Origin of the sequence: Enterobacter sp. 22452 (assembly GCF_052045065.1) — a bacterium.
GTDB classification, from domain to species: Bacteria; Pseudomonadota; Gammaproteobacteria; order Enterobacterales; family Enterobacteriaceae; genus Enterobacter; species Enterobacter mori.
In genome coordinates this window covers 411,598-434,339 of record NZ_JBQEOB010000002.1, presented here as the reverse complement: position 1 = coordinate 434,339, position 22,742 = coordinate 411,598, and the positions used below count along the sequence as shown (strand labels likewise).

The following is a 22,742-nucleotide window of genomic DNA, read 5'->3' as shown; positions in this document are numbered from 1 at the left end:
CTCATGACGGATAAAGCCTCGAACGCGAAAGTCTCTCTGGAACAGGTGTTGAGCGCCAGAGAGCAGCGAGCCCGTCGGCAGCAGGCGTGGCTGTTTCAGTCGGAACATACGGTTGTATCCGTCACGCTGGTCTGGCCGGGGGAGGTGAAAGATACCGACCTGGCCAGGCGGGTGATGGCCGCTGCGAATCAGGCGCTCGGCGAGGTATTCCGCACCCATCAGTGGACGGTCTGCCGGCATCAGATCCTGCAGCCGGTCACCGGCCCCGAAGCGCTCTGGTCGGTGTCGGCACCCGCGTGGATGATCAAACACGTCACGGCGCATCTGGAGGATAACCATCCTCTGGGACGCCTGTGGGACATCGACGTGCTGTGTCCGAAAACAGGGCTGCTGAAAAGAAACGCTATCCAGCAGCCGATGCGCAGATGCTTTATCTGTCATGAACCGGCCCACGTTTGCTCGCGCGCGCGGCGTCATTCGCAGGCCGAACTCGCGCGAATACTCGAGGCGTTAACCGATGACTACTTCGCTTGCCAGGCGTAAAGCGCCAGACGTTCAGCGCACCGTCGCTGAACTGGCTGCCGAGGCCATGTATCGGGAAATTCACTTAACCCCGAAGCCGGGTCTGGTGGATCGCGTAAACAGCGGGGCGCATAGCGACATGGATTTTGCGCTGTTCATGACCAGCATCGCGGCGATTGCGCCCTGGTTCTCAACGTTCTTTAACGTTGGCAGAGAGACGGCCCGACTTGCTGGCCCGCAAACGCTGCGGGCCATAAGACCGACCGGCCTGGCCTGCGAGCAGGCGATGTTTAATGCCACCGGCGGGGTGAATACCCATAAAGGCGGGATCTTCTCGCTGGGGCTGCTGTGCGCCGCGGCGGGACGTCTGACGCAAAGGGATGAAATGCTCACGCAGCGTAGTTTATGCCGTGAGACCCGCATTATTTGTACCGGCATCGTTGAACAGGAGCTGAAAACGACCGGCATCGCCAGAACGAAGGGCGAGCAGCAGTTCCAGACATACGGGTTTACCGGGGCGAGAGGGGAAGCGGCCAGCGGTTTTATGACCGTCCGCCAGGCCGGTCTCCCGCACCTGCACACCGCGTTAGGTCAGGGCGAACCCGAAGACGTGGCGCTCTTGAGGATGCTGCTGGGTTTGATGGCCGCGAATCCAGATACCAATCTGGTTTCCCGTGGGGGAATAGAAGGTCTGATCTACGCCAGACGCTATGCGAGGCGGTTATTAAAAATAAAACGTCTCACGGCGGATAAGTTAGTAAACGCGCTGCTCAAAATGGACGCGGAATTTATCAAACGCAATTTGAGCCCCGGCGGTAGCGCCGATCTTATTTCCGTTGGCTGGCTATTGTCGCAGTTTCCACCCGAATAATCGCGAATAGCGTAACAGGAAAACGTCATGATTGAACAACGCCTGCAACAGCTCAGTAAGGTTTACACCCTTGTTCTGGTCCCGGGTCTCAGAGACAGCGATGAACATCACTGGCAAAGCTGTTGGGGGCGGCGTTTTCCCTTCTGGAAACGGATCCAGCAGAAAAACTGGTTAGAGCCCGATATCGAAAACTGGGTCTCCGCCATTACCCGCGAGCTGGCAATGTGCCCGCTGCCCGCCATCCTCGTCGGCCACAGCTTTGGCGCGCTGGCGTCATGTCGGCTGCTGCAAACGCGGCGGGTAAACGTAGCCGGGGTGGTGATGGTCGCACCGGCAGAGCCCGCGTTTTTCGGCCTCGAAGAGGCCATTCAGCCAACGCCATTACCCGTCCCCTGCATGATATTTGCCAGCCGAAACGATCCTCTGATGCCTTTTGCGCGCGCTCACTATTGGGCTACGCGCTGGCGCGGCCATCTCATCGATATCGGTGAGGCCGGACATATTAATTCTGAGTCCGGTTTTGGCGAATGGCCGTACGGACTCGAACGATTAACAGAATTTTGCGAACAACTTTAGCTTTAACAGGAGAACCTATGTTAGATGATTTTCATCAGCACCAGAAAGCGCGCGTAAAGTCGGGTATTCCCCCGAAACCGTTAACGGCGGAACAAACCGAAGCACTTATACATTGTTTAATAAATGATGCGTCCGCACAGCATCCACAATTATTGGCTTTATTAACCCACAGCGTCCCACCGGGCGTTGATCCCGCAGCAAAGCTAAAAGCCGATTTTTTATTTAAGGTGGCATTGCAGGAATATCGCGTAAACGGGCTTTCTCCCGACGCGGCCACAACGCTGCTGGGGTCCATGCAGGGTGGCTATAACGTCCAGCCGCTGATTGAGCTTCTTGACCATCCGAACCTCGCACCGCTGGCCGCCGGGCAGCTTTCTTCTACCATCCTGATCTTTGAAAAATTCAGCCAGGTGGAAGCCAAAGCGAAGAGCGGCAACGTCCGGGCAAAAGAGGTGCTTCAGTCCTGGGCTAATGCCGAGTGGTTCACGCGCCGTCCGGCCATGCCTGAAAAAATTACCCTGAAGGTGTTTAAGGTTCCCGGTGAGACCAATACCGACGATTTGTCTCCGGCACCGGAGGCGTGGTCACGTCCGGATGTTCCGCTGCACGCGCTCTCCATGCTCAGTAACGTCAGGGAAGGGGTCGAGCCGGATGAACCCGGCGTGCGCGGTCCTTTGCGCCAGCTGGCAGAATTAAAAGAGGAAGGCTGGCCGCTGGCGTACGTCGGCGATGTCGTCGGAACCGGGTCATCGCGCAAATCCGCCACTAACTCGATCTTATGGCACATCGGGAACGATATTCCGTACGTGCCGAATAAACGTAACGGCGGGTTTGTGTTTGGCGGCAAAATCGCGCCCATTTTCTTCAACACGCTGGAAGATTCCGGCGCGCTGCCGGTAGAGATGGACGTCTCCGCGCTGACGACCGGGATGCTGATCGATCTGTATCCCTATAAAGGCGAAATTCGTGAGACGGAAAGCCAGCTTCTGGTGACGCGCTTTACGCTTAAAACCGAGGTGCTACTGGACGAAGTGCGCGCCGGCGGGCGGATCCCGCTGATTATCGGACGCAGCCTGACCGCAAAAGCGCGGGAATCGCTGATGCTTGCGCCTTCAGAAGTCTTCCGCAAGCCCTCAGCCCCTGCGCCATCCGCAGCCGGTTTTACGCTGGCGCAGAAAATGGTGGGTAAAGCCTGCGGCGTGGCGGGGATCCGCCCCGGGCAGTATTGCGAGCCGAAAATCACGACCGTGGGATCTCAGGACACCACCGGCGGGATGACGCGCGACGAGCTGACCGACCTTGCCTGCCTGACGTTTTCAGCCGACCTGGTGATGCAGTCTTTCTGCCACACCTCTGCGTATCCTAAGCCCGTCGACGTTCAGCTGCATGAAACCCTGCCGCAGTTTATCACCCGCCGGAATGGGGTGGCGCTTAAGCCGGGCGACGGTATCATCCACTCGTGGCTTAACCGCATGCTGCTGCCGGATACGGTAGGCACGGGTGCCGACTCCCATACCCGCTTCCCGCTGGGGATCTCCTTCCCGGGCGGCTCCGGGCTGGTGGCGTTCGCCGCCGCAACCGGCATCATGCCGCTGGATATGCCTGAATCGGTGCTGGTGCGCTTTAAGGGAGAGATGCAGAAAGGGATCACCCTGCGCGACCTGGTGCATGCCATTCCGCTCTACGCCAGAAAGCAGGGGCTGCTGACGGTCGAGAAAAAGAATAAACGCAATGTTTTCTCGGGCCGGATCCTCGAAATTGAAGGCCTGGAAACGTTAAGCGCAGAGCAGGCGTTTGAACTGGCTGATGCCTCCGCCGAACGGTCCGCTGCCGCGTGCGTGATGCGACTGGCGGAGGAGAATGTCGCGCAATATCTTCGCTCCAATGCGGCTCTTCTGCGCTGGATGGTTAAGCAGGGGTATCAGAACGCCGCCACGCTTGAACGACGCATTGCTGAAATCGAAGCGTGGCTGGCTAACCCGTCGCTGCTCCGCGCCGATCCTGACGCGGAATATGCGGCAGTGATTGAGATCGATCTCAATGAAATCACCGAACCGGTGGTCTGCGCGCCAAACGATCCGGATGACGCACGCTTACTTTCTGAGGTGGCCAGCACGCCGATAGAGGAGGTTTTTATTGGCTCCTGTATGACCAACATTGGTCACTTCCGCGCTGCGGGTGAAATCCTGGCCGATGCCAGTGCAAGCCAGGCGCGGCTGTGGATCGCGCCTCCCACCAAAATGGATGCCCAACAGCTCTCCCGCGAGGGCTATTTTAATCAGTTTATTAAAGCGGGGGCGAGAATCGAGCCTGCGGGCTGTTCCCTGTGCATGGGGAACCAGGCGAGGGTGCGTGAAGGGAGCAACGTGGTATCAACATCCACCCGAAATTTCCCGCATCGTCTGGGAACGAATGCGAAAGTGTTCCTTGCCTCAGCTGAATTAAGCACCGTCGCGGCCATGCTGGGTAAAATGCCAACCGTGGAAGAATATTTTAGCTATACGGATAAACTTCATGGCGCGCAGGAAAATATCTATCGCTATCTCAGTTTTGACACCCTGGCAGAATATAAAAACACAGAAGGTGATAATATCCAGATTGTTAGCCTGTAGTTTCTTATTATTTATCTAGCAAATGTATTTAGCCGGCAGAGGCGTCTCTCTGGAGTCGTCCCTGCCATTCAGGGACCCTTTTCTCATGGGTGAGATATGCTTAAATCCAATGTTTTAAAAACAATCTTACTTGCCGTAATAATATTATTATCAATATTTATTCCTCCGCCTGATGGATTAACCAAAGAGGCGTGGATACTGGCAGGCATATATCTGGCCGCTATCGTTGGACTGGTCATTAAACCGTATCCCGAACCCGTCATCATGCTGGTCGCGGTGGCATTAACCTGTTTTACCGTAACGAAATTCCCGGATTCTCCTGTTAAATCAATGGATGTCCTGAGCGGATACGCCTCGGGCACGACATGGCTGGTGTTTAGCGCCTTTACGCTGAGCGCGGCGTTTGTCACTACGGGACTAGGGAAACGGCTTGCCTACTGGTTTATCCTCAAGTTTGGCAGCACGACGCTGAGGCTAGGGTATGTGACCGCCTTGCTGGATTTGGTGCTGGCACCCGCCACGCCATCAAATACCGCGCGGGCAGGTGGTGTGGTTTTTCCTATTATCAACAGCATCGCGACGGTACTGGGCTCAACGCCAAAAGAGACACCGTGCAAGGCTGGGCGTTATTTAATGGTCAATGTCTATATGGTCACTAAAACGACCAGCTATATGTTTTTAACGGGCTTTGCCGGAAACGCGTTAGCGCTACAGCTAATTTCCGATATCTTCCATATTCATATTAGCTGGATTGGGTGGATGCTGGCGGGAGCACCGTTGGGGCTATTGATGCTGTGTATTATTCCCTATATTTGCTACCGAGTTGCCTCCCCGGAAATTAAACATATTGATAATGTCGCAATTGCGACCAACGGCCTGCAAAGCCTTGGAGCAATGAGCATCAAAGAGAAGGGGCTGGTGGTCATTTTTATCGCCGCGTTATTAGGCTGGATCTTCTCTCGTCACCTTGGGCTTAATGAATCCGCCGTCGCCATTATCGCGATGGGGGCAGCGCTGCTGTTTAATATTATCGGCTGGAGCGACGTACAGAAAAACAAAGGCGGCTGGAATACCCTGATGTGGTACGGGGGCATCATCGGTCTGAGCGCCACGCTGAGCAAGGAGGGATTTTTCCGCTGGCTGGCTGATTTCTTGTCAGCGCACCTCGATTTTCTCAGCGCGGGGAATATGACCATCGTTATTATCGTGTTTCTCAGCGTGCTGGTGCGCTATTTCTTTGCCTCCGGCGGAGCATACGTCGCGGCGATGGTGCCGGTCTTTGCAACCGTGGGGCTGGTCACCGGAACGGCACCCGTTCTGCTTGCCCTCGCCATTCTGTTTTCCAACTCCTATGGGGGATGCATCACTCACTATGGCGGCGCAGCGGGGCCGATTATCTTCGCCGCCGGGTATAACGACATCAGGTCATGGTGGACCATTGGCACGCTCGTGGCGCTGTGCACGTTTCTGATTCATATGGTTTGTGGCATTCCGTGGTGGAATTTTCTTCTGCAAAACGGCATGCTTCAGTCTTAATCGCCCGGTGGCGGCTACGCCTTACCGGGCCTACAGCTCACGCGGCGGCATTACTCGAAGGCATGTTGATATGGAAATCGTATTACGAAATAAATTCAGTTCATTGGGAATGTTTTTGGGGGGAATTGCACTCATTCTCTCAATCGTTCAGTTTTCATTCGGACCGTTTTCTCCAAAGCCGCCAGCGCTTGAGGTTATTGTTGCTGAGAAAGTTTCAGCTGTAAAACAAGGGGTAATTGCGGGGTTAAAGGGAGAGCGTCCTGCTGCCCGAACCGAAAAAACGACGGTTGATATCGACAGTATTATTCTTAACGCCGGGATTATACTCGCTGTTGTGGCACTGGGACTTTCGTTCATCGGAGGAATGTGCAAGGAGAGCCGTTGGGGTATCTCTGGGGCACTTCTATTCTCAGGGCTAACGCTGACCTTTCATGCTGTGCTGCTTGCGTTCGGGCTGATCGTCGCAGTGTTGTTTCTGTTATTTATTCTCTCTCTGGTAACCGGAAGTTCTGTAGGTTGATTATAGCCCGGTGGCGGCTACGCCTTATCGGGCCTGCATGAGTTTGAACGTAGGTCGGGTAAGGCGTAGCCGCCACCCGACAAAATCAACGACGCGATCTCACCACCTGATACCGACGGGTAAAATACTCAAACGGCGCGCTCCATACGTGCACCAGACGGGTGAACGGGAAGATCAGGAAGATCGTCATCCCCAGCACCAGATGGATGCGGAAAATCGGCGCCACGCCGCTCAGCATTTCTGATGAGCCTCCCTTAAACGTCACGATCCCCTGCGCCCAGCCGACCAGCTTCATCATTTCACTCCCGTCAGGATACTGTGCGGAGAAGGGGATGGTGGTCAGCCCCAAAATGCACTGGATCAGCAAAATGCTCATGATGATGATATCCGGCGTGGTGGACGTGGCGCGCACGCGCTGATTGAACAGGCGGCGGTAAAGCAGCATAGAACCGCCAATCAGCGTCAATACGCCACAAACCCCACCCGCCATCATGGCCAGCTGCTGTTTAACCGCGACGGGTAAAAACCAGGCGTACATCCAGTGCGGGGTTAACATGCCGAACAGGTGTCCGAAGAAAATCCCCAGGATCCCGATATGAAAGAGGTTCGAGCCCCAGTTCATGCCGCGTTTGCTGAGCATCTGGCTCGACGAGGCGCGCCAGGTGTACTGCCCGTAGTCGTAGCGCAACCAGCTGCCGAGGAAAAAGACGGTGGCGCAGATGTAGGGGTAAATGTCATAGAAAAACACGTTCAGGTAATGTGTCATTTTGGGCCTCCGGCGCTGACGTCCACGTACTGCGGCGCGACGTCCTGGCTAAAGCGTCGTTGATATTGCTGCATCGGCGAGCTGTCGCACGATGTGGCGTTGTCTTCGATAAACTTGACCTGTTCCTCTTCCCATACGGCGTCCAGCGCCTGGCGGGAATCATCCCGTTTTTCACTGGACACCTGTTTCGCCACGCTGTCGCTGGAAAGCCGCGTACCCGCCAGCGCCAGCAGGGTATCAAACAGCTGGTAATGCGCCACGCCGCGCTGCTTCAGACGTCCCCCAATCAGCGCCAGGATCGGCGCGACGTTTTGTAATCCTTCGCGCGCTTCATCGTCGGTGACGATGCTGAGGTATTCCAGGTAGAGCGGCAGATAGTCCGGCAGCTCGCGGCAGTCCAGCTGTAGCCCGGCTTTCTCGTACTGGCTCATCAAGTCGACCATCGCCTGACCGCGATCGCGGGACTCAGCGTGAACGTGCTCGAACAGCAGCAGCGACGTTGCGCGACCGCGCTCAAAAACCTCGCACCACTCGGCCTGTTTATCCAGCAGCGGGGCGTTCAGATGCTGCCGGGTAAACGGCAGCAGCGTGGGCGCGTCCTGCTCAATCAACGAAAGCGCTTCTTCACGGCTATCCCACAGGGTCTCATCGGGATATTCGATCAGCAGCGCGATGATTTTGAGGATTTGCATTATTCTCCCTCCCCGTGTTCTCGCACCTCGGTGATGTTAATCGCGTCAATGCGGCTGCTGTTGAAGAGGTTGAATTTGGTGTCGGAGCCGTGGCAGCCGTCGCCAAAGGTGAAGCCGCAGCCGTTTTTCTCCGGGAACGCGTCGCGCGCCATTTCACGGTGGCTGGTCGGGATCACGAAGCGATCTTCGTAGTTGGCGATCGCCAGATAGCGGTACATCTCTTCAACCTGTGCTTCGGTCAGGCCGACCTCTTCAATGGCGCGGGTATCGGTCACGCCTTCCACGGTCTGGGAACGTTTGTAGTGGCGCATCGCCATCATGCGCTTCAGGGCGCGCAGCACCGGGCCGGTATCGCCCGCGCTGAGCATGTTTGCCAGATACTGTACCGGAATGCGCAGGCTCTCTACGGCAGGCAGTACGCCGTCGCTCTGCGGCAGGCCGCCCGCATCGGCGTAGGACTGAATCGGTGACAGCGGCGGCACGTACCAGACCATCGGCAGGGTGCGGTACTCCGGATGTAGCGGCAGGGCCAGCTTCCAGTCCATCGCCATTTTATAGACCGGCGAGCGCTGGGCGGCGTCGATCACGTTCTGCGGAATACCCTGTTTCAGCGCTTCTTCAATCACCGCCGGATCGTTTGGATTCAGGAACACGTCGCACTGGCGCTCGTACAGATCGGTTTCATGCTCGGTGCTGGCCGCCTCTTCAATGCGGTCCGCGTCATACAGCAGCACGCCGAGGTAGCGGATGCGCCCGACGCAGGTTTCCGAGCAGACGGTCGGCTGGCCGGATTCAATGCGCGGATAGCAAAAGATGCATTTTTCTGATTTGCCGCTTTTCCAGTTGAAGTAGATTTTCTTGTACGGACAGCCGCTGATGCACAGACGCCAGCCGCGGCATTTGTCCTGGTCGATCAGCACGATGCCGTCCTCTTCACGCTTGTAAATCGCGCCGCTCGGGCAGGTGGCGACGCAGCTCGGGTTCAGACAATGCTCGCACAGGCGCGGCAGGTACATCATGAAGGTGTTTTCAAACTGGCCGTACATCTCTTTCTGGATCTTCTGGAAGTTGCGGTCGCGGGCGCGTTTTTCGAACTCGCCGCCCAGCAGCTCTTCCCAGTTGGGTCCCCAGACGATTTTGTCCATCCGCTTGCCGTCAATCAGCGAGCGCGGACGGGCGGTAGGGAGATGATCGCCCTCCGGGGCGCGGTGGAGATCCTGATAGTCAAAGGTGAAGGGCTCGTAATAATCGTCAATCTGCGGCAGGATGGGGTTAGCGAAAATTTTCGACAGCACGCCCATTTTGCCGCCGAGGCGCGGCGTTAGCTTGCCGTGAATGCCGCGGATCCAGCCGCCTTGCCACTCCTCCTGATCTTCCCAGTTTTTCGGGTAGCCGATCCCCGGTTTGGTTTCGACGTTGTTAAACCACGCATATTCCATGCCTTCACGCCCGGTCCAGACGTTCTTACAGGTGACCGAGCAGGTGTGGCAGCCAATGCATTTATCGAGGTTCAGAACCATGCCAACCTGTGAGCGTATTTTCATTTTTTCGCCTCCTGTACCTGATCCCGACCTTCGCCATCCAGCCAGTTAATGTTTTTCATTTTGCGGATCATGATGAACTCGTCGCGGTTGGAGCCGACGGTGCCGTAATAGTTGAAGCTGTACGCCAGCTGCGCGTAACCGCCGATCATGTGCGTCGGTTTAGGGCAGACGCGGGTTACCGAGTTGTGGATCCCGCCGCGCCGTCCGGTCACCTCTGAACCCGGAATGTTCAGGATGCGCTCCTGGGCGTGGTACATCATGGTCATGCCCGGCGGCACGCGCTGGCTGACCACCGCGCGGGCGGTGAGGGCGCCGTTGGCGTTGAAGGCTTCAATCCAGTCGTTGTCTTCAATGCCCAGCTCGCGGGCGTCGGTTTCGCTGATCCAGACAATCGGCCCGCCGCGCGACAGGGTTTGCATCAGCAGGTTTTCGCTGTAGGTGGAGTGGATGCCCCATTTCTGGTGCGGCGTCAGGAAGTTCAGCGCTTTTTCGGGGAAGCCGTTTGGCGGGATCTCGCGCATATGGGTAACGCTTCGGGTATCAATCGGCGGACGGTAGGCCACCAGACTCTCTCCGAAGGCGCGCATCCACGCGTGGTCCTGATAAAGCTGCTGACGACCGGAAAGGGTACGCCACGGGATCAGCTCGTGGACGTTGGTATAGCCCGCGTTGTAGGAGACATGCTCGCTCTCAAGTCCGGACCAGGTCGGGCTGGAGATGATTTTGCGCGGCTGCGCCTGGATATCGCGGAAGCGGATCTTCTCGTCTTCTTTGTTCAGCGCCAGATGGGTGTGATCGCGCCCGGTCAGTTCGCCAAGCGCTTCCCAGGCTTTCACCGCCACCTGACCGTTGGTTTCCGGTGCCAGAGCGAGGATCACCTCTGAGGCGTCAATAGCGGTTTCAATGCGCGGGCGGCCTTTAGCCGGGCCCTCGAGCTTGACGTAGTTCAGCTTGCCGAGGAAATCGACCTCGTTCTGCGTGTTCCACGATATGCCTTTTCCGCCGTTGCCGAGCTTATCCATTAGCGGACCGAGAGAGGTGAAGCGTTCGTAAGTTTCCGGGTAGTTACGCTCGACGACCGCAATGTTCGGCGCGGTTTTGCCGGGGATCAGGTCGCATTCGCCTTTGCGCCAGTCCTGAATATCAAACGGCTGGGAGAGCTCCGCCGGAGAGTCGTGCTGCAGCGGCTGCAGCACCACGTCGGTTTCGGTGCCCAGATGCCCGATGCAGACCTCGGAGAAGACTTTGGCGATGCCTTTGTAGATCTCCCAGTCGCTGCGGGACTCCCACGCCGGGTCGACGGCGGCGGAGAGCGGATGAATAAACGGATGCATGTCCGAGGTATTCATATCGTCTTTTTCATACCAGGTGGCGGTCGGCAGGACGATATCCGAGAACAGGCAGGTGCTGGACATGCGGAAGTCGAGCGTCACCAGCAGGTCGAGCTTGCCCTCGATGGCGGCGGTCTGCCACTCCACCTCTTCAGGCTTCACGTCATCGGTAGAGCCGAGATCCTCGCCCTGAATGCCGCTCTCGGTGCCGAGCAGGTATTTCAGCATGTACTCGTGGCCTTTCCCGGACGAGCCGAGCAGGTTAGAGCGCCAGACGAACAGGTTGCGGGGATGGTTCTTACCGTTGTCGGGCTGCTCGCAGGCGAAACGCACGTCACCGGATTTGAGCCCCTGTACGGTGTACTCCTGCGGCGTCATGCCCGCCGCCTCCGCTCGGGCTTTAATGTGCAGCGGGTTAAGGTTGAGCTGCGGGGCCGACGGCAGCCAGCCCATGCGTTCGGCGCGGACGTTGAAATCAATCAGGTGGCCAGTGAATTTCGAGGCGTCCGCCAGCGGGGAGAGCAGCTCCTGCGCGGTCAGCTTCTCGTAGCGCCACTGGCTGGCGTGGTTGTAAAAGAATGACGTGCTATTCATCTGGCGCGGCGGACGGTTCCAGTCCAGCGCGAAGGCCAGCGGCAGCCAGCCGGTTTGTGGGCGCAGCTTCTCCTGGCCGACATAGTGTGACCAGCCGCCGCCGCTCTGCCCGACGCAGCCGCAGAAGACCAGCATGTTGATCATCCCACGGTAGTTCATGTCCATGTGGTACCAGTGGTTCACCCCGGCACCCAGAATGATCATTGAGCGACCGTGCGTTTTGTGCGCCGTATCGGCAAACTCGCGGGCGATTTTTTCTATCAGATAAGCGGGTACGCCGGTAATCTGTTCGCCCCAGGCCGGGGTGTAGGCTTTGATTTCACCGTAGTGTGCTGCTGCGTTGTTGTCTTCCAGACCGCGATCGAGACCGTAGTTCGCCAGCACCAGATCGTAAACGCTGACCACCCGTTTCTCGCTGCCGTCGGCGAGCGTCAGGGTTTTGCTCGGCACGCGGCGCGTCAGCACCGGCTCCTGCTTCACGCTGCGGAAATGCGGATTTTCGTTGCCGCCAAAGTAGGGGAAGGCGACGTCGGCAACGCTGTCGTGGGTAACGAGCAAAGAAAGCGTCAGTTCGGTTTCGTGGCCCGCAGCCTGCGGCTCCAGATTCCATTTGCCTTTTTCTCCCCAGCGGAAACCAATCGACCCGTTGGGCACCACCAGGTTCCCGGCAATATCAAAGGCGACGGTCTTCCATTCAGGGTTATTGGCTTCACCCAGCCCGTCGACAAGGTCCGAGGCGCGCAGCATTCGTCCCGGCACCACGCGACCGTCCTCCTGCTCGTCCAGCATCACCAGCATCGGCATGTCGGTATAGCGGCGACAGTAGTTGAGGAAGTAGTCGCTGGGGTTATCGAGGTGGAACTCTTTGAGGATCACGTGGCCCATCGCCATAGCGAGGGCGCTGTCGGTGCCCTGTTTGGGGGCCAGCCACTGGTCGCTCAGCTTCGCCACCTCCGAGAAGTCCGGTGTGATGGCGACGGTTTTGGTGCCTTTGTAGCGCACTTCGGTGAAGAAGTGGGCGTCCGGGGTACGGGTCTGCGGCACGTTCGAGCCCCAGGCAATGATATAGCTGGAGTTGTACCAGTCGGCGGACTCCGGCACGTCGGTCTGCTCGCCCCAGGTCATCGGCGAAGCCGGAGGCAGGTCGCAGTACCAGTCATAGAAGCTCAGGCAGGTGCCGCCCAGCAGGGAAAGATAGCGCGTGCCGGCGGCGTAGGAGACCATCGACATCGCCGGAATAGGGGAGAAACCCGCCACGCGGTCCGGGCCATAATTTTTGATTGTCCAGACGTTGGCGGCGGCGATCAGCTGGTTTAGCTCTTTCCAGTTCGAACGGATAAATCCGCCGTGTCCGCGCGCCTGTCGGTAGCTCTGCGCCTTTTGCGGATCGCTCTGGATGGCGTCCCAGGCCAGCACCGGATCGGTATGCTGCGCCAGCGCCTCGCGCCAGAGTTCAATTAACGTGCGGCGCACCAGCGGGTATTTGAGACGGTTTGCGCTGTAGAGATACCAGGAGTAGCTCGCCCCGCGCGGGCAGCCGCGCGGTTCATGGTTGGGCAGGTCAGGGCGGGTGCGGGGATAGTCGGTCTGTTGGGTTTCCCAGGTCACCAGGCCGTTTTTGACGTAAATCTTCCAGCTGCAGGAGCCGGTACAGTTCACGCCGTGGGTGGAGCGCACAATCTTGTCGAACTGCCAGCGCTGACGGTAGCTGTCCTCCCAGTCGCGGTTGGTGTGGTATACCTGCCCGTGCCCGTTGGCGAAGCTGTCCCCCTTTGTTTTGAAATAACGAAAGCGATCCAACAGTTTGCTCATGACATTTCTCCTGCTTCGGACGTGTAGTTATTCTTTTTTTGCGGATTTGCGGCCATACACCAGCCAGGTAACAAGTACGCAGACGATGTAAAACACGAGGAACACCTTCATGGCGCCGACCGGCGATCCGGTCATCGCCAGCGAGGTGCCAAAGGCTTTGGGAATGAAGAATCCGCCAACGGCGCCGATAGCGGAGATAAAGCCCAGCGCGGCGGCGGTCTCCGTCACCGCTTCGTGCTGCGCCTGCTCGTCCGTGCCGCCCTGCTTTTTGACGCGGTCGAGAGTGATTTGACGGAAAATAATCGCGATCATCTGGAAGGTGGATCCGCTGCCCAGCCCGGCGGTGAGGAACAGTCCCATAAAGACCAGATAGAACGCGACAAAGCTACCGGAGCCAGAGCCGGGCAGTGTCAGGAAGATCAGGGCGCTAAAGACGGCCATAAAGACGAAGTTAATCAGCGTGACCCGCACGCCGCCCAGTTTGTCAGAGATCATCCCGCCCGCTGAACGGGCCAGCGCACCGATAAGTGGGCCAAAGAAGGCGAGGTGCAGGATGTTGACGTCCGGAAACTGAGTTTTTGACAGCATGGCAAAGCCCGCCGAGAAGCCGATAAACGAGCCGAAGGTCGCCAGATAGAGCAGGCTCAGCAGCCAGAGGTGAAAGCGCTTCAGCACCGGGAGCTGGCTGGCAATAGAAGCCTTAGAGCTGGCAATATCGTTCATGCCAAAAAATGCCGCAAGGGTTGCCAGAAGCAGCAGCGGCGCCCAGATCCATGCTGCATTGGCCAGCCATATCGTCGAGCCATCTTCCTGCGGCACGCCGTGCACGCCGAGGAAAGTGAACATCGGCAGAAATATCACCAAGGGTGCGACCAGCTGCATCACGCTGACGCCCAGGTTGCCGAGCCCGCCGTTAATGCCGAGCGCGCTGCCCTGTTTTGCCTTGGGGAAGAAGAAGCTGATGTTGCCCATGCTGGAGGCAAAGTTGGCACCTGCAAAGCCGCAGAGCAGGGCAATCACGATAAAGACCCAGTAAGGCGTCGCGGTGCTCTGAATGGCAATTCCCAGCCAGACGCAGGGAATAATCAGGATGACGGTACTCAATACCGTCCAGTATCGTCCGCCAAATATGGGTACCATAAACGAATAGGGGACGCGCAATATCGCACCGGAGAGAGAAGGTAATGCCGTTAGCATAAAAAGTTGATCGGTGGTGAAATTAAATCCGACTTTATTGAGATTGACCGCGATTGCGCTAAACAGCATCCATACGCAAAAGGCCAGCAGTAAACATGCCACCGAGATCCACAGATTTCTTCGCGCGATATGTTTGCCTTTATTCTCCCAAAATTGCGCGTTTTCAGGTTTCCAGTTACTTAAAAGATGCGGGTTACTCTTTTCACTTTGTGGTGACATATCGCCCTCTTGCTTGCCATAATGGAGATAAAAACGAAGTGAAAACAAAAAGATAAATGAGAGTGGGGACTAGGGTTTATTGGATGTTTTGGGATACATCTGAAAGGATAGATAAAAAAGCGAACCCCTGAGATTAGAATGGGATTAAGGGGTCGCTTAATGTGTTACTAATTGTAAAATGCACGAAAATTAATACTCTGGAAGGGGTATTAAAACAATTCCAGCGTAATGAGTTTATCAAGATGCTTATTAAAGGCCGCGTCATCCATCTCCGGCATATTTAATATGTAAATGCCGTCCAGCCCGCACACCAGCCCTATCAAACGCCAGGCAATATTTTCTGCACGGTCAGTCAGCGTAAATTCGCTGGCGTCCGCCCCGGCACGAATAATGGCAACGGTCTCCTGGTGCCACATCTCCATTGTCAGTACGTAAGCGCCTTTTATTTCGGCATCCCGAATGGCCAGAATTTGGGCTTCACGCCACAGACGAATGTAGGGTTCAAACCTGCCGTCATCGCTGCCGAGCATGGCATGCAGCCGCTCGCGCCAGCTGGCGTTTTCGTCCAACGCGTCGGCATCCAGCAGCTCGCGGATCAGGCGAACAAAGGCCAGCGACTTTAGCTCTCCACCGGAGGTAAAGTGGTGGTGAACCTGTCCTGTCGCCACGCTGGCTTCAGCGGCAATACGGCGCACCGTCATGGCCGCCAGTCCTTCGGCGAGGGCCACGCGCATGGCGGCCTGCAGGATGGCTTCACGCCGCTCGTCCTTGCTCAGATAACGCATGTTTTTCTCACTCTCAATGGGGGCGAAACGAGTGTAACAAAAAGCTGGACATGCGTTCAACTTTACGTAGGATCGCATCCTGGACATGTGTCCATGTTTTAAAAGAAAAGGAAATTTATGTTTCGTCAGTGGTTAGCGTTAGTGATTATCGTGCTGGTGTATATCCCGGTGGCGATCGACGCGACGGTGCTGCACGTGGCGGCGCCGACATTGAGCATGACGCTGGGCGCCAGCGGCAATGAATTGCTGTGGATCATCGACATTTACTCGCTGGTGATGGCGGGAATGGTACTGCCGATGGGGGCGCTGGGTGACCGCATTGGTTTTAAACGATTGCTCATGATTGGCAGCACGCTGTTTGGCCTGTCGTCGCTGGCGGCGGCGTTTGCGCCTTCTGCGGGCTGGCTGATTGCGGCGCGCGCGTCGCTGGCAATAGGCGCAGCGATGATAATTCCGGCCACGCTTGCTGGGATCCGCACGCTGTTTGTCGACGCGAAGGATCGTAATATTGCGCTCGGGGTCTGGGCTGCAGTGGGTTCCGGCGGCGCGGCGTTTGGCCCGCTGATTGGCGGTATGTTGCTGGAACACTTCTACTGGGGTTCAGTGTTTTTGATCAACGTGCCAATCGTGCTTATTGTTGTCACGCTTGCGGCGCGTTTTGTTCCCCGGCAGCAGGGGCGGCCTGAGCAGCCGTTGAACATTAGCCATGCGATCATGCTGATCGTGGCGATTTTACTGCTGGTCTACAGCGCTAAAACCGCGTTGAAAGGTGTGCTGTCGCCGTGGCTGGTGGCCTGTACGCTGCTGACTGGCGCGGTGATGCTGTTTATTTTCGTGCGCATTCAGCTGCGCGCCCGCGTGCCGATGATCGACATGCGCCTGTTTTGCCACCGCATCATTTTAAGCGGCGTGGTGATGGCGATGACGGCGATGATCGCGCTGGTGGGATTTGAACTGCTGATGGCGCAGGAGCTGCAGTTTGTTCATGGCTTCACGCCGTTTGAGGCGGGCATGTTTATGCTGCCGCTGATGGTGGCCAGCGGGTTTAGCGGCCCGATAGCAGGTGTTCTGGTGGGGCGTCTCGGTCTGCGTCTTGTGGCGGCAGGGGGGATGGGGCTGAGCGCGGTCAGTTTTATCGGCCTGTCGATGCTGGATTTCAGCACTCAGCAGCTGCTGGCGTCTGCCCTGATGGTTCTGCTCGGCTTTAGCGCGGCCAGCGCGCTGCTGGCCTCGACCTCTGCGATTATGGCCGCTGCGCCAAAAGAGAAAGCGGCTGCTGCAGGGGCGATTGAAACCATGTCCTACGAGCTGGGCGCGGGGTTGGGGATCGCGATTTTCGGCCTACTGTTAACCCGCAGCTTCTCGGCGTCGATTGAGCTGCCGCAGGGGCTGAACCCGTCGCTTGCAGATAAAGCCTCGTCCTCAATTGGTGAAGCGGTGAAGGTGGCGCAGGATCTGGCGCCGTCACTGGCGGAGTCGGTGATTGAGGCGGCGAAAACGGCGTTTATCACCTCGCATAGCGTGGCGTTGGGTAGCGCGGGAGCGATGCTGCTGATGCTGGCGACAGGGATTTGGTTTAGCCTGGCGAAGGTGCCTAAGCCGTAAAACCCGCCCGGTTTGTCCCCTCTCCCAAAGGGAGAGGGTGAGGGCATCAGGCCGCGGTAATGGCTTAGATTTCCTGCGCGGCGGCCAACACGCTGTGCAACAGCACGTTGGCCCCTTTCTCTGACCACTCCGGCAGGATCCTTTCCGCTTCGTTATGGCTGATCCCTTTCTCGCAGGGGATAAAGATCATGCTGGCCGGGGCGATTTTGCTGACATAACAGGTGTCATGCCCGGCACCCGAAACCATCGGTTTAGACGAGTAGCCCAGCGCCGCCACGGCGTGTTCCGTGCGGGCCAGACACGCCGCGTTAAACGCAATCGGCGCGTAGTCAAAAATGCGCTCGACGTTAGCCGTCACGCCACGGGCGGCCAGGCTTTCCGCTGCCTGATGCAGCGCCACCTCCATCGCTTCCAGCGCATCCTGCTCCGGATGGCGGAACTCCACGCTACACACGACGCGAGACGGCACCACGTTTCGCGAGTTCGGCGTGATCTCCGCCATGCCGATCGTTGCGCGACCGTCCGGCGCATGCCGATAACCAATCTCTTCCACCTTCAGCGCCAGCTCGGCAAACGCGGTTAACGCATCGCGTCGGCTGTGCATGGGCGTGGTGCCCGCATGCGCGGCGAAACCCTCCAGCGCGAGGGTAAACCAGCGCTGGCCCATGGCCGCACGCACCAGACCGATATCGATGGATTCATCTTCCAGAATCGGTCCCTGCTCAATGTGCAGTTCATAGCAGGCGTGAACCGGAAAAGCGCGGGCCGGGATTTCGCCGCGATAACCGATCGCCTCAAGCGCCTCGCGTACCGTTACTCGCTTGCTGTCCATCCGGGCGTAGGCAAAATCTTCGGAAAGCTGACCTGCCCAAACGCCTGATGCGAGCATCGCCGGGGCAAAGCGCGCACCTTCCTCGTTGGTCCAGTTCACCAGCACAATGTCGCGCTCAGTCTGTACGTTGTTATCGTTCAGCGTCCGCAGCAGCTCAAGCCCGGCCAGCACGCCGTAGATACCATCGTAGTTGCCGCCGAGAGGTTGCGAATCGACATGCGAGCCGGTCATCACCGGCGCAAGCGCCGGGTTTGTACCCGCGCGGCGAATAAACATATTGCCCATGCTGTCGACGTCGCAGGTGAGGCCCGCCTCCAGCGCCCAGTCGCGCAGCAGGTTACGCGCGATGCGATCCTCCTCGCTCAGGGCCAGACGGGTAACGCCACCGGCGGGAGTGCCGCCGATCTGCGCCATCATCTCCAGCGTTGTCCACAGACGCTCAGCGTTGACCCGAATCATGCCGTGTCCTTTTTACTGCGGTAGCGGAAGTCACAGCACGAGCCGCCCTGCATGATGGTGGTGGTGCGCGTTAGCTCCACGTCCGGCGCGTAGCCCACAATAAATTTCTCATCGCGCGCGCAGGAAAGCAGGTGACCGATTTCACCCAGCCCCATCTCGTGGTACATCTCGGCGTAACGGCAGCGGGTCACGTTGTAGTTGTACTGCTGGTCGTCGGCGTCGATCACCTTAACTTCAAGGGCATTATCTTTCTCCCACAGGTACTGCAGGGCGATAAAGCTCTTTACGTCCGCACCGTCGGGCTCTTTGCTGGCAAACGCTTTGCCTGCGTCAATCGCGGCCTGCTCAATGGCCTCGCCTATGACCGCCTGCGCGCGGGTTTTTCCTATCTCCCGCACCAGGATTTCATAGATTGGCTTAATAATTTCTGCTTCAATTTTGCGGCGGGCGAGAATGCCCAGCTCATTATTATCACTCATCACATTGCCTCACTGCGGTTACTTGTCTTTCGCGCCGCCCAGCACGGTCTGCGGCTGCCACTTGCCATCAACGACTTTGTAGACCGTGAACGACGGTGATTTCAGGTTGCCTTCTTTATCAAACGCGATCTGTCCGGTCACGCCCGAATAGCTGATGGCACGCAGGGCAGGCAGATACTCGGTCGGATCGACGGAGTCGGCTTTTTCCATGGCCGCAACCAGCACGCGGGTGGCGTCATAGGCGAACGGAGCGTGCAGTTCAATATGCGTGTGGTAGCGCGCCTGGTAGGCCTGCTCAAACGCCTTACCGCCCGGCATTTGCTCAACCGGCAGGCCCGGTTCGAGGGCGACAACGCCTTCGCCTTCTTTCTGGGCCAGCTGAAGGAACGTCTGGCTGACGAAGCCGCCTGCGCCCATCAGCGTGGCGTTCATGCCCAGCTGTTTGATACGGCGCGCCAGCGGTGCAGCCTGGCTGTCGACGCCGCCAAAGAAGATCAGATCGGCGTTTTTGCTGCGAATGGCGGTCAGCACGGCGCTGAAGTCCACGGTTTTGTCGTCAACGTACTGACGGTCGACAATCTTCACGCCCTGAGCTTCCAGCGATTTGATAAATTCGTCCGCAAGACCCTGACCAAAGGCGGTACGGTCGTCGATCACCGCAATGCGTTTGGCTTTCAGCGTATTGACCGCGTACTGACCGGCAAACTGTCCGCCGTCATCGTCATGGCCCATAACGCGGAAGCTGGTGTCAAAGCCCTGTTTGGTATAGGCGTGCCCGGTCGCCACCGGGGCCACCTGCGCGATGCCCGCATCGTGATATATGCGTGCGGCCGGAATGCTGGTGCCGGTATTCCAGTGGCCAACTACGCCCGCCACGCCGCTGTCCACCAGACGCTGCGCCACGGCAACGGCGGTGCGCGGGTCAGACTGATCGTCTTCGGACTGCAGCTTGAAGGTCACCGCTTTGCCGCCGATGGTCGGGTGCTGCTTGTTGATGTCGTCAATGGCCAGCTGCGCGCCGTTTTCCAGATCTTTACCGATACGGGCAGACGGGCCGGTGAGCGGGCCCGCCAGGCCGATGGTCACGGTTTCGCTGCCAGCGGCCCACGCGGCCGTCGAGGCAAAACCGCTGAGGAGAATAGCGGCGCTGAGCGCACTGATTTTTACTGTTTTCATTATATTTCCCTGATGTTGGCTGGTGTGGTTAAACGGGCATTTCGCCCAGGTAAATCTGTGCAATCTGGTCGTCATTGAGCAGCGCTTTCGACTCGCCATGATGGACAATGCTGCCGCTGTCCATCACCCACGCGCTGTCGGTTACCTCAAGCGCAAGACGGGCATTTTGTTCGATGAGCAGCAGGGCAACGCCGCGTTCGCGCAGGCCGCCGATAACGGCAAAAATGTTCTCCACCATCTTCGGGGCAAGGCCCATCGACGGTTCGTCGAGGATCAGCAGACGCGGGCGGCTGAGCAGGGCGCGGTTAAGCGCCAGCAGCTGTTGCTCACCGCCGGAAAGCAGGCCAGCGAGCTGATGCTGGCGCTCTCCCAGGCGCGGGAAGCGCTCGAAAATGTCATTCATCTCTTGCCTGACGGTGACAGTGTCACGCCTGAGCCAGGCACCCATCTGCAGGTTTTCCAGTACCGTCATTCGGGCGAAGATCCCACGTCCTTCCGGGACCATGACCAACCCGTCCCGGAGCAGGGATTCGGGCCTGTGCTTACGTACCGTTTTACCGTTGAATTCAATACTGCCGCTAAAGTTTTCCAGCCCGGTGATGGCGCGCACGGTGGAGCTTTTTCCTGCGCCGTTCGCGCCGACGAGCGTAGCCTGTTCGCCCTCGCGCAGGGTAAAAGAGACATCGCGTACGGCCTGAATACCGCCGTAATGCACGTCCAGACGTTCAACCTTCAGTAGTTCAGACATGGGCGTTGCCTCCAAGCCAGGCGGCAATCACTGCCGGGTCGCGACGCACGCTCTCCGGCGTGCCGCTGGCGAGCGTTTTGCCGTAATCAAGCACCGTCAGGCGATCGCAGATGCCCATCACCAGCTTGACGTCGTGTTCGATCATCAGCAGGGTTCTGCCGTCGTCACGAATACGCGTCAGCAGTTCGCCGAGCGCCACTTTTTCCGCCGCGTTCATCCCGGCGGCGGGTTCGTCCAGCGCCAGCAGGAGCGGATCCGTTGCCAGCGCCCGGGCAATTTCGAGACGTCGCTGATGCCCGTAGGCCAGGTCGCAGGCACGATAGTGGGCAAACTTGGCAATGCCGGTGTATTCCAGCCAGTGCCACGCCTGCTCGCGCGTTTCGGCTTCTTCTTTACGGGCGCGCCGGTTGCGGCTCAGCGCCGCCCATAAACCGTTGCGGGTGCGCACGTGGCGGCCCACCATGACGTTTTCCAGTACCGACATCTCATTAAACAGCCTGACGTTCTGAAACGTGCGGGCGATCCCGGCGGCGGTGACTTTTTCAATCTGTTTCGGGTAATAGGGCTTATCGGCAATGGTGAACTCACCGCTGTCCGCCGGATAGAGCCCGGTAATCAGGTTGAAGCAGGTGGTTTTGCCCGCGCCGTTAGGGCCAATCAGGCCGTAGATTTCGCCTTTTTTCACGGTGAGCGAAACGTCATCCACGGCGGTCAGCCCGCCGAAGCGCTTGGACATATTGCGTACAGTTAACAGGCTCATGCTTTCACCTCCTTGTGGCGCACCGGCCAGATGCCTGAAGGACGAACAAGCATCACCAGCACCAGCGCCAGACCGTAGAACAGCTGGCGTAAAATTTCCGGGTCGACCAGCACCGTGCCAAACAGCGCCTGCTGAACGGGTGCGGCCTGGCTGCGCAGTAGCTCCGGCAGGGCCGTCAGGAGCACCGCGCCGAGGATCACGCCGGGTATATGCCCCATACCGCCCAGCACTACCATCGCCAGCACGGCAATGGATTCCTGCAAGGTAAACGACTCCGGTGAGACAAAGCCCTGAAACGCGCCGAACAGGGCACCCGCCACGCCGCCAAACGAGGCGCCCATGGCAAAGGCCAGCAGCTTGTAGTTGCGCACGTTGATGCCCATCGCGCGGGCCACGTCTTCATCTTCACGAATGGCGTGCCAGGCGCGACCGATGCGCGAATGCTGCAGGCGCAGGCAGACAAACACAATCGCCACAATCACCAGCATCAGCAGGTAGTACCACAGCCACAGGGCGGGCACTTTGAAACCAAACCAGTGATATACGCCGCTGAACTTCAGGCCGAACAGGTTCAGGGTATCGACGCCGGTAATGCCCTTTGCGCCGTTGGTGATGTTCACCGGTCGGTCGAGGTTACGCATCAGGATGCGGATGATTTCGCCAAAGCCGAGGGTCACTATCGCCAGGTAATCCCCGCGCAGTTTCAGCGTTGGTGCGCCAAGCAGAATGCCGCACACTGCGGCAGCCAGAGCCGCTATGGGAATAATCAGCAGCCAGGAGGTGTGCAACCCCTCCGGGAACCAGACGGTGAGGATCGGAAATACCTCTGACAGGTGCGGGGAGGCAAGCAGGGCGGCCAGATAGGCACCGACCGCGTAAAAAGCGATAAAGCCCATGTCCAGCAGGCCCGTGTAGCCGACCACGATGTTAAGCCCCAGCGCCAGCATGATGTAAAGCAGGGCAAAGTCAATAACCCGCACCCAGTAGTTGCCGCCAATCTGGCTGGCGACCACGGGCGCAATCAGCAGCGCGAGGCAGAACAGCGTCATGCCGGACCAGAACTTGCGCGTCGCGGTCGGCGTTTGGAGTTGTACGGTTGTCATAGT

19 protein-coding genes are annotated in these 22,742 nt (G+C 58.1%); 7 read left to right on the top strand and 12 right to left on the bottom strand.

Annotated elements, in window-relative coordinates; all coding sequences use genetic code 11:
• Nucleotides 1–3 precede the first annotated feature (3 nt).
• From citX to ACTJJA_RS07210, 6 genes are all read left to right on the top strand, one after another.
• The gene (gene citX / locus ACTJJA_RS07235) at nucleotides 4–543 is read left to right on the top strand and encodes a citrate lyase holo-[acyl-carrier protein] synthase (protein ID WP_440667101.1); all 540 of its coding nucleotides are present in this window, start codon (nucleotides 4–6) and stop codon (nucleotides 541–543) included.
• On the top strand, nucleotides 518–1,393 hold the full coding sequence (gene citG / locus ACTJJA_RS07230; RefSeq protein WP_440667099.1) for a triphosphoribosyl-dephospho-CoA synthase CitG: 876 nt from the start codon (nucleotides 518–520) through the stop codon (nucleotides 1,391–1,393). The genes citX and citG overlap by 26 nt, the downstream gene beginning before the upstream one ends.
• 27 nt (nucleotides 1,394–1,420) lie before the next feature.
• Complete coding sequence (locus tag ACTJJA_RS07225) at nucleotides 1,421–1,969, top strand: RBBP9/YdeN family alpha/beta hydrolase (RefSeq protein ID WP_348578575.1); 549 nt, start codon at nucleotides 1,421–1,423, stop codon at nucleotides 1,967–1,969.
• Nucleotides 1,970–1,986: 17 nt separating this feature from the next.
• Nucleotides 1,987–4,581 carry a bifunctional aconitate hydratase 2/2-methylisocitrate dehydratase gene (gene acnB, locus ACTJJA_RS07220; protein ID WP_440667097.1) on the top strand — a complete coding sequence of 865 codons (2,595 nt, stop codon included), beginning with the start codon at nucleotides 1,987–1,989 and terminating at the stop codon, nucleotides 4,579–4,581.
• 96 nt (nucleotides 4,582–4,677) lie between these two features.
• A complete protein-coding gene (locus ACTJJA_RS07215; RefSeq protein WP_440667095.1) occupies nucleotides 4,678–6,117 on the top strand; it encodes an anion permease in 1,440 nt (479 codons plus the stop codon).
• 70 nt (nucleotides 6,118–6,187) lie between these two features.
• Entirely contained in the window at nucleotides 6,188–6,637 is a 450-nt protein-coding gene (locus ACTJJA_RS07210; RefSeq protein WP_440667093.1) for a hypothetical protein, read from the top strand.
• 85 nt (nucleotides 6,638–6,722) lie between these two features.
• On the opposite strand, the gene narI is transcribed toward ACTJJA_RS07210, so the two are convergent.
• From narI to ACTJJA_RS07180, 6 genes are all read right to left on the bottom strand, one after another.
• Nucleotides 6,723–7,403 (bottom strand): respiratory nitrate reductase subunit gamma, encoded by a 681-nt coding sequence (gene narI, locus ACTJJA_RS07205; protein WP_047348394.1) that lies wholly within the window; start codon nucleotides 7,401–7,403, stop codon nucleotides 6,723–6,725.
• Entirely contained in the window at nucleotides 7,400–8,095 is a 696-nt protein-coding gene (narW, locus tag ACTJJA_RS07200) for a nitrate reductase molybdenum cofactor assembly chaperone (RefSeq protein ID WP_440667091.1), read from the bottom strand. Before narW ends, narI begins: the two co-directional genes overlap by 4 nt.
• Nucleotides 8,095–9,639: a nitrate reductase subunit beta gene (gene narH / locus ACTJJA_RS07195; protein WP_440667089.1), complete on the bottom strand. Its 1,545-nt coding sequence runs from the start codon at nucleotides 9,637–9,639 to the stop codon at nucleotides 8,095–8,097. Before narH ends, narW begins: the two co-directional genes overlap by 1 nt.
• On the bottom strand, nucleotides 9,636–13,376 hold the full coding sequence (locus ACTJJA_RS07190; RefSeq protein WP_440667087.1) for a nitrate reductase subunit alpha: 3,741 nt from the start codon (nucleotides 13,374–13,376) through the stop codon (nucleotides 9,636–9,638). The genes narH and ACTJJA_RS07190 overlap by 4 nt, the downstream gene beginning before the upstream one ends.
• 27 nt (nucleotides 13,377–13,403) lie before the next feature.
• A complete protein-coding gene (locus ACTJJA_RS07185; protein WP_440667085.1) occupies nucleotides 13,404–14,792 on the bottom strand; it encodes a NarK family nitrate/nitrite MFS transporter in 1,389 nt (462 codons plus the stop codon).
• Nucleotides 14,793–15,001: 209 nt separating this feature from the next.
• Complete coding sequence (locus ACTJJA_RS07180; RefSeq protein WP_089600051.1) at nucleotides 15,002–15,577, bottom strand: TetR family transcriptional regulator; 576 nt, start codon at nucleotides 15,575–15,577, stop codon at nucleotides 15,002–15,004.
• Nucleotides 15,578–15,694: 117 nt separating this feature from the next.
• Here ACTJJA_RS07180 and ACTJJA_RS07175 point away from each other — a divergent pair, with 117 nt between their 5' ends.
• Nucleotides 15,695–17,182 carry an MFS transporter gene (locus ACTJJA_RS07175; RefSeq protein WP_010431424.1) on the top strand — a complete coding sequence of 496 codons (1,488 nt, stop codon included), beginning with the start codon at nucleotides 15,695–15,697 and terminating at the stop codon, nucleotides 17,180–17,182.
• A 64-nt stretch (nucleotides 17,183–17,246) separates the two neighbouring features.
• On the opposite strand, the gene ACTJJA_RS07170 is transcribed toward ACTJJA_RS07175, so the two are convergent.
• Genes ACTJJA_RS07170 through ACTJJA_RS07145 form a run of 6 tightly spaced genes read right to left on the bottom strand, consistent with a single transcriptional unit; the run spans nucleotide 17,247 to nucleotide 22,739 of the window.
• A complete protein-coding gene (locus ACTJJA_RS07170; protein WP_440667082.1) occupies nucleotides 17,247–18,473 on the bottom strand; it encodes a Zn-dependent hydrolase in 1,227 nt (408 codons plus the stop codon).
• Nucleotides 18,470–18,952 carry an L-2-amino-thiazoline-4-carboxylic acid hydrolase gene (locus tag ACTJJA_RS07165; protein WP_046889613.1) on the bottom strand — a complete coding sequence of 161 codons (483 nt, stop codon included), beginning with the start codon at nucleotides 18,950–18,952 and terminating at the stop codon, nucleotides 18,470–18,472. The genes ACTJJA_RS07170 and ACTJJA_RS07165 overlap by 4 nt, the downstream gene beginning before the upstream one ends.
• A gap of 18 nt (nucleotides 18,953–18,970) precedes the next feature.
• Entirely contained in the window at nucleotides 18,971–20,128 is a 1,158-nt protein-coding gene (locus ACTJJA_RS07160; RefSeq protein WP_046889614.1) for a branched-chain amino acid ABC transporter substrate-binding protein, read from the bottom strand.
• Between the two features lie 28 nt (nucleotides 20,129–20,156).
• Entirely contained in the window at nucleotides 20,157–20,876 is a 720-nt protein-coding gene (locus ACTJJA_RS07155; RefSeq protein WP_420984507.1) for an ABC transporter ATP-binding protein, read from the bottom strand.
• Nucleotides 20,869–21,636 (bottom strand): ABC transporter ATP-binding protein, encoded by a 768-nt coding sequence (locus tag ACTJJA_RS07150; protein ID WP_440667079.1) that lies wholly within the window; start codon nucleotides 21,634–21,636, stop codon nucleotides 20,869–20,871. Before ACTJJA_RS07150 ends, ACTJJA_RS07155 begins: the two co-directional genes overlap by 8 nt.
• Entirely contained in the window at nucleotides 21,633–22,739 is a 1,107-nt protein-coding gene (locus ACTJJA_RS07145) for a branched-chain amino acid ABC transporter permease (protein ID WP_421510402.1), read from the bottom strand. Before ACTJJA_RS07145 ends, ACTJJA_RS07150 begins: the two co-directional genes overlap by 4 nt.
• Between the last annotated feature and the right edge of the window lie 3 nt (nucleotides 22,740–22,742).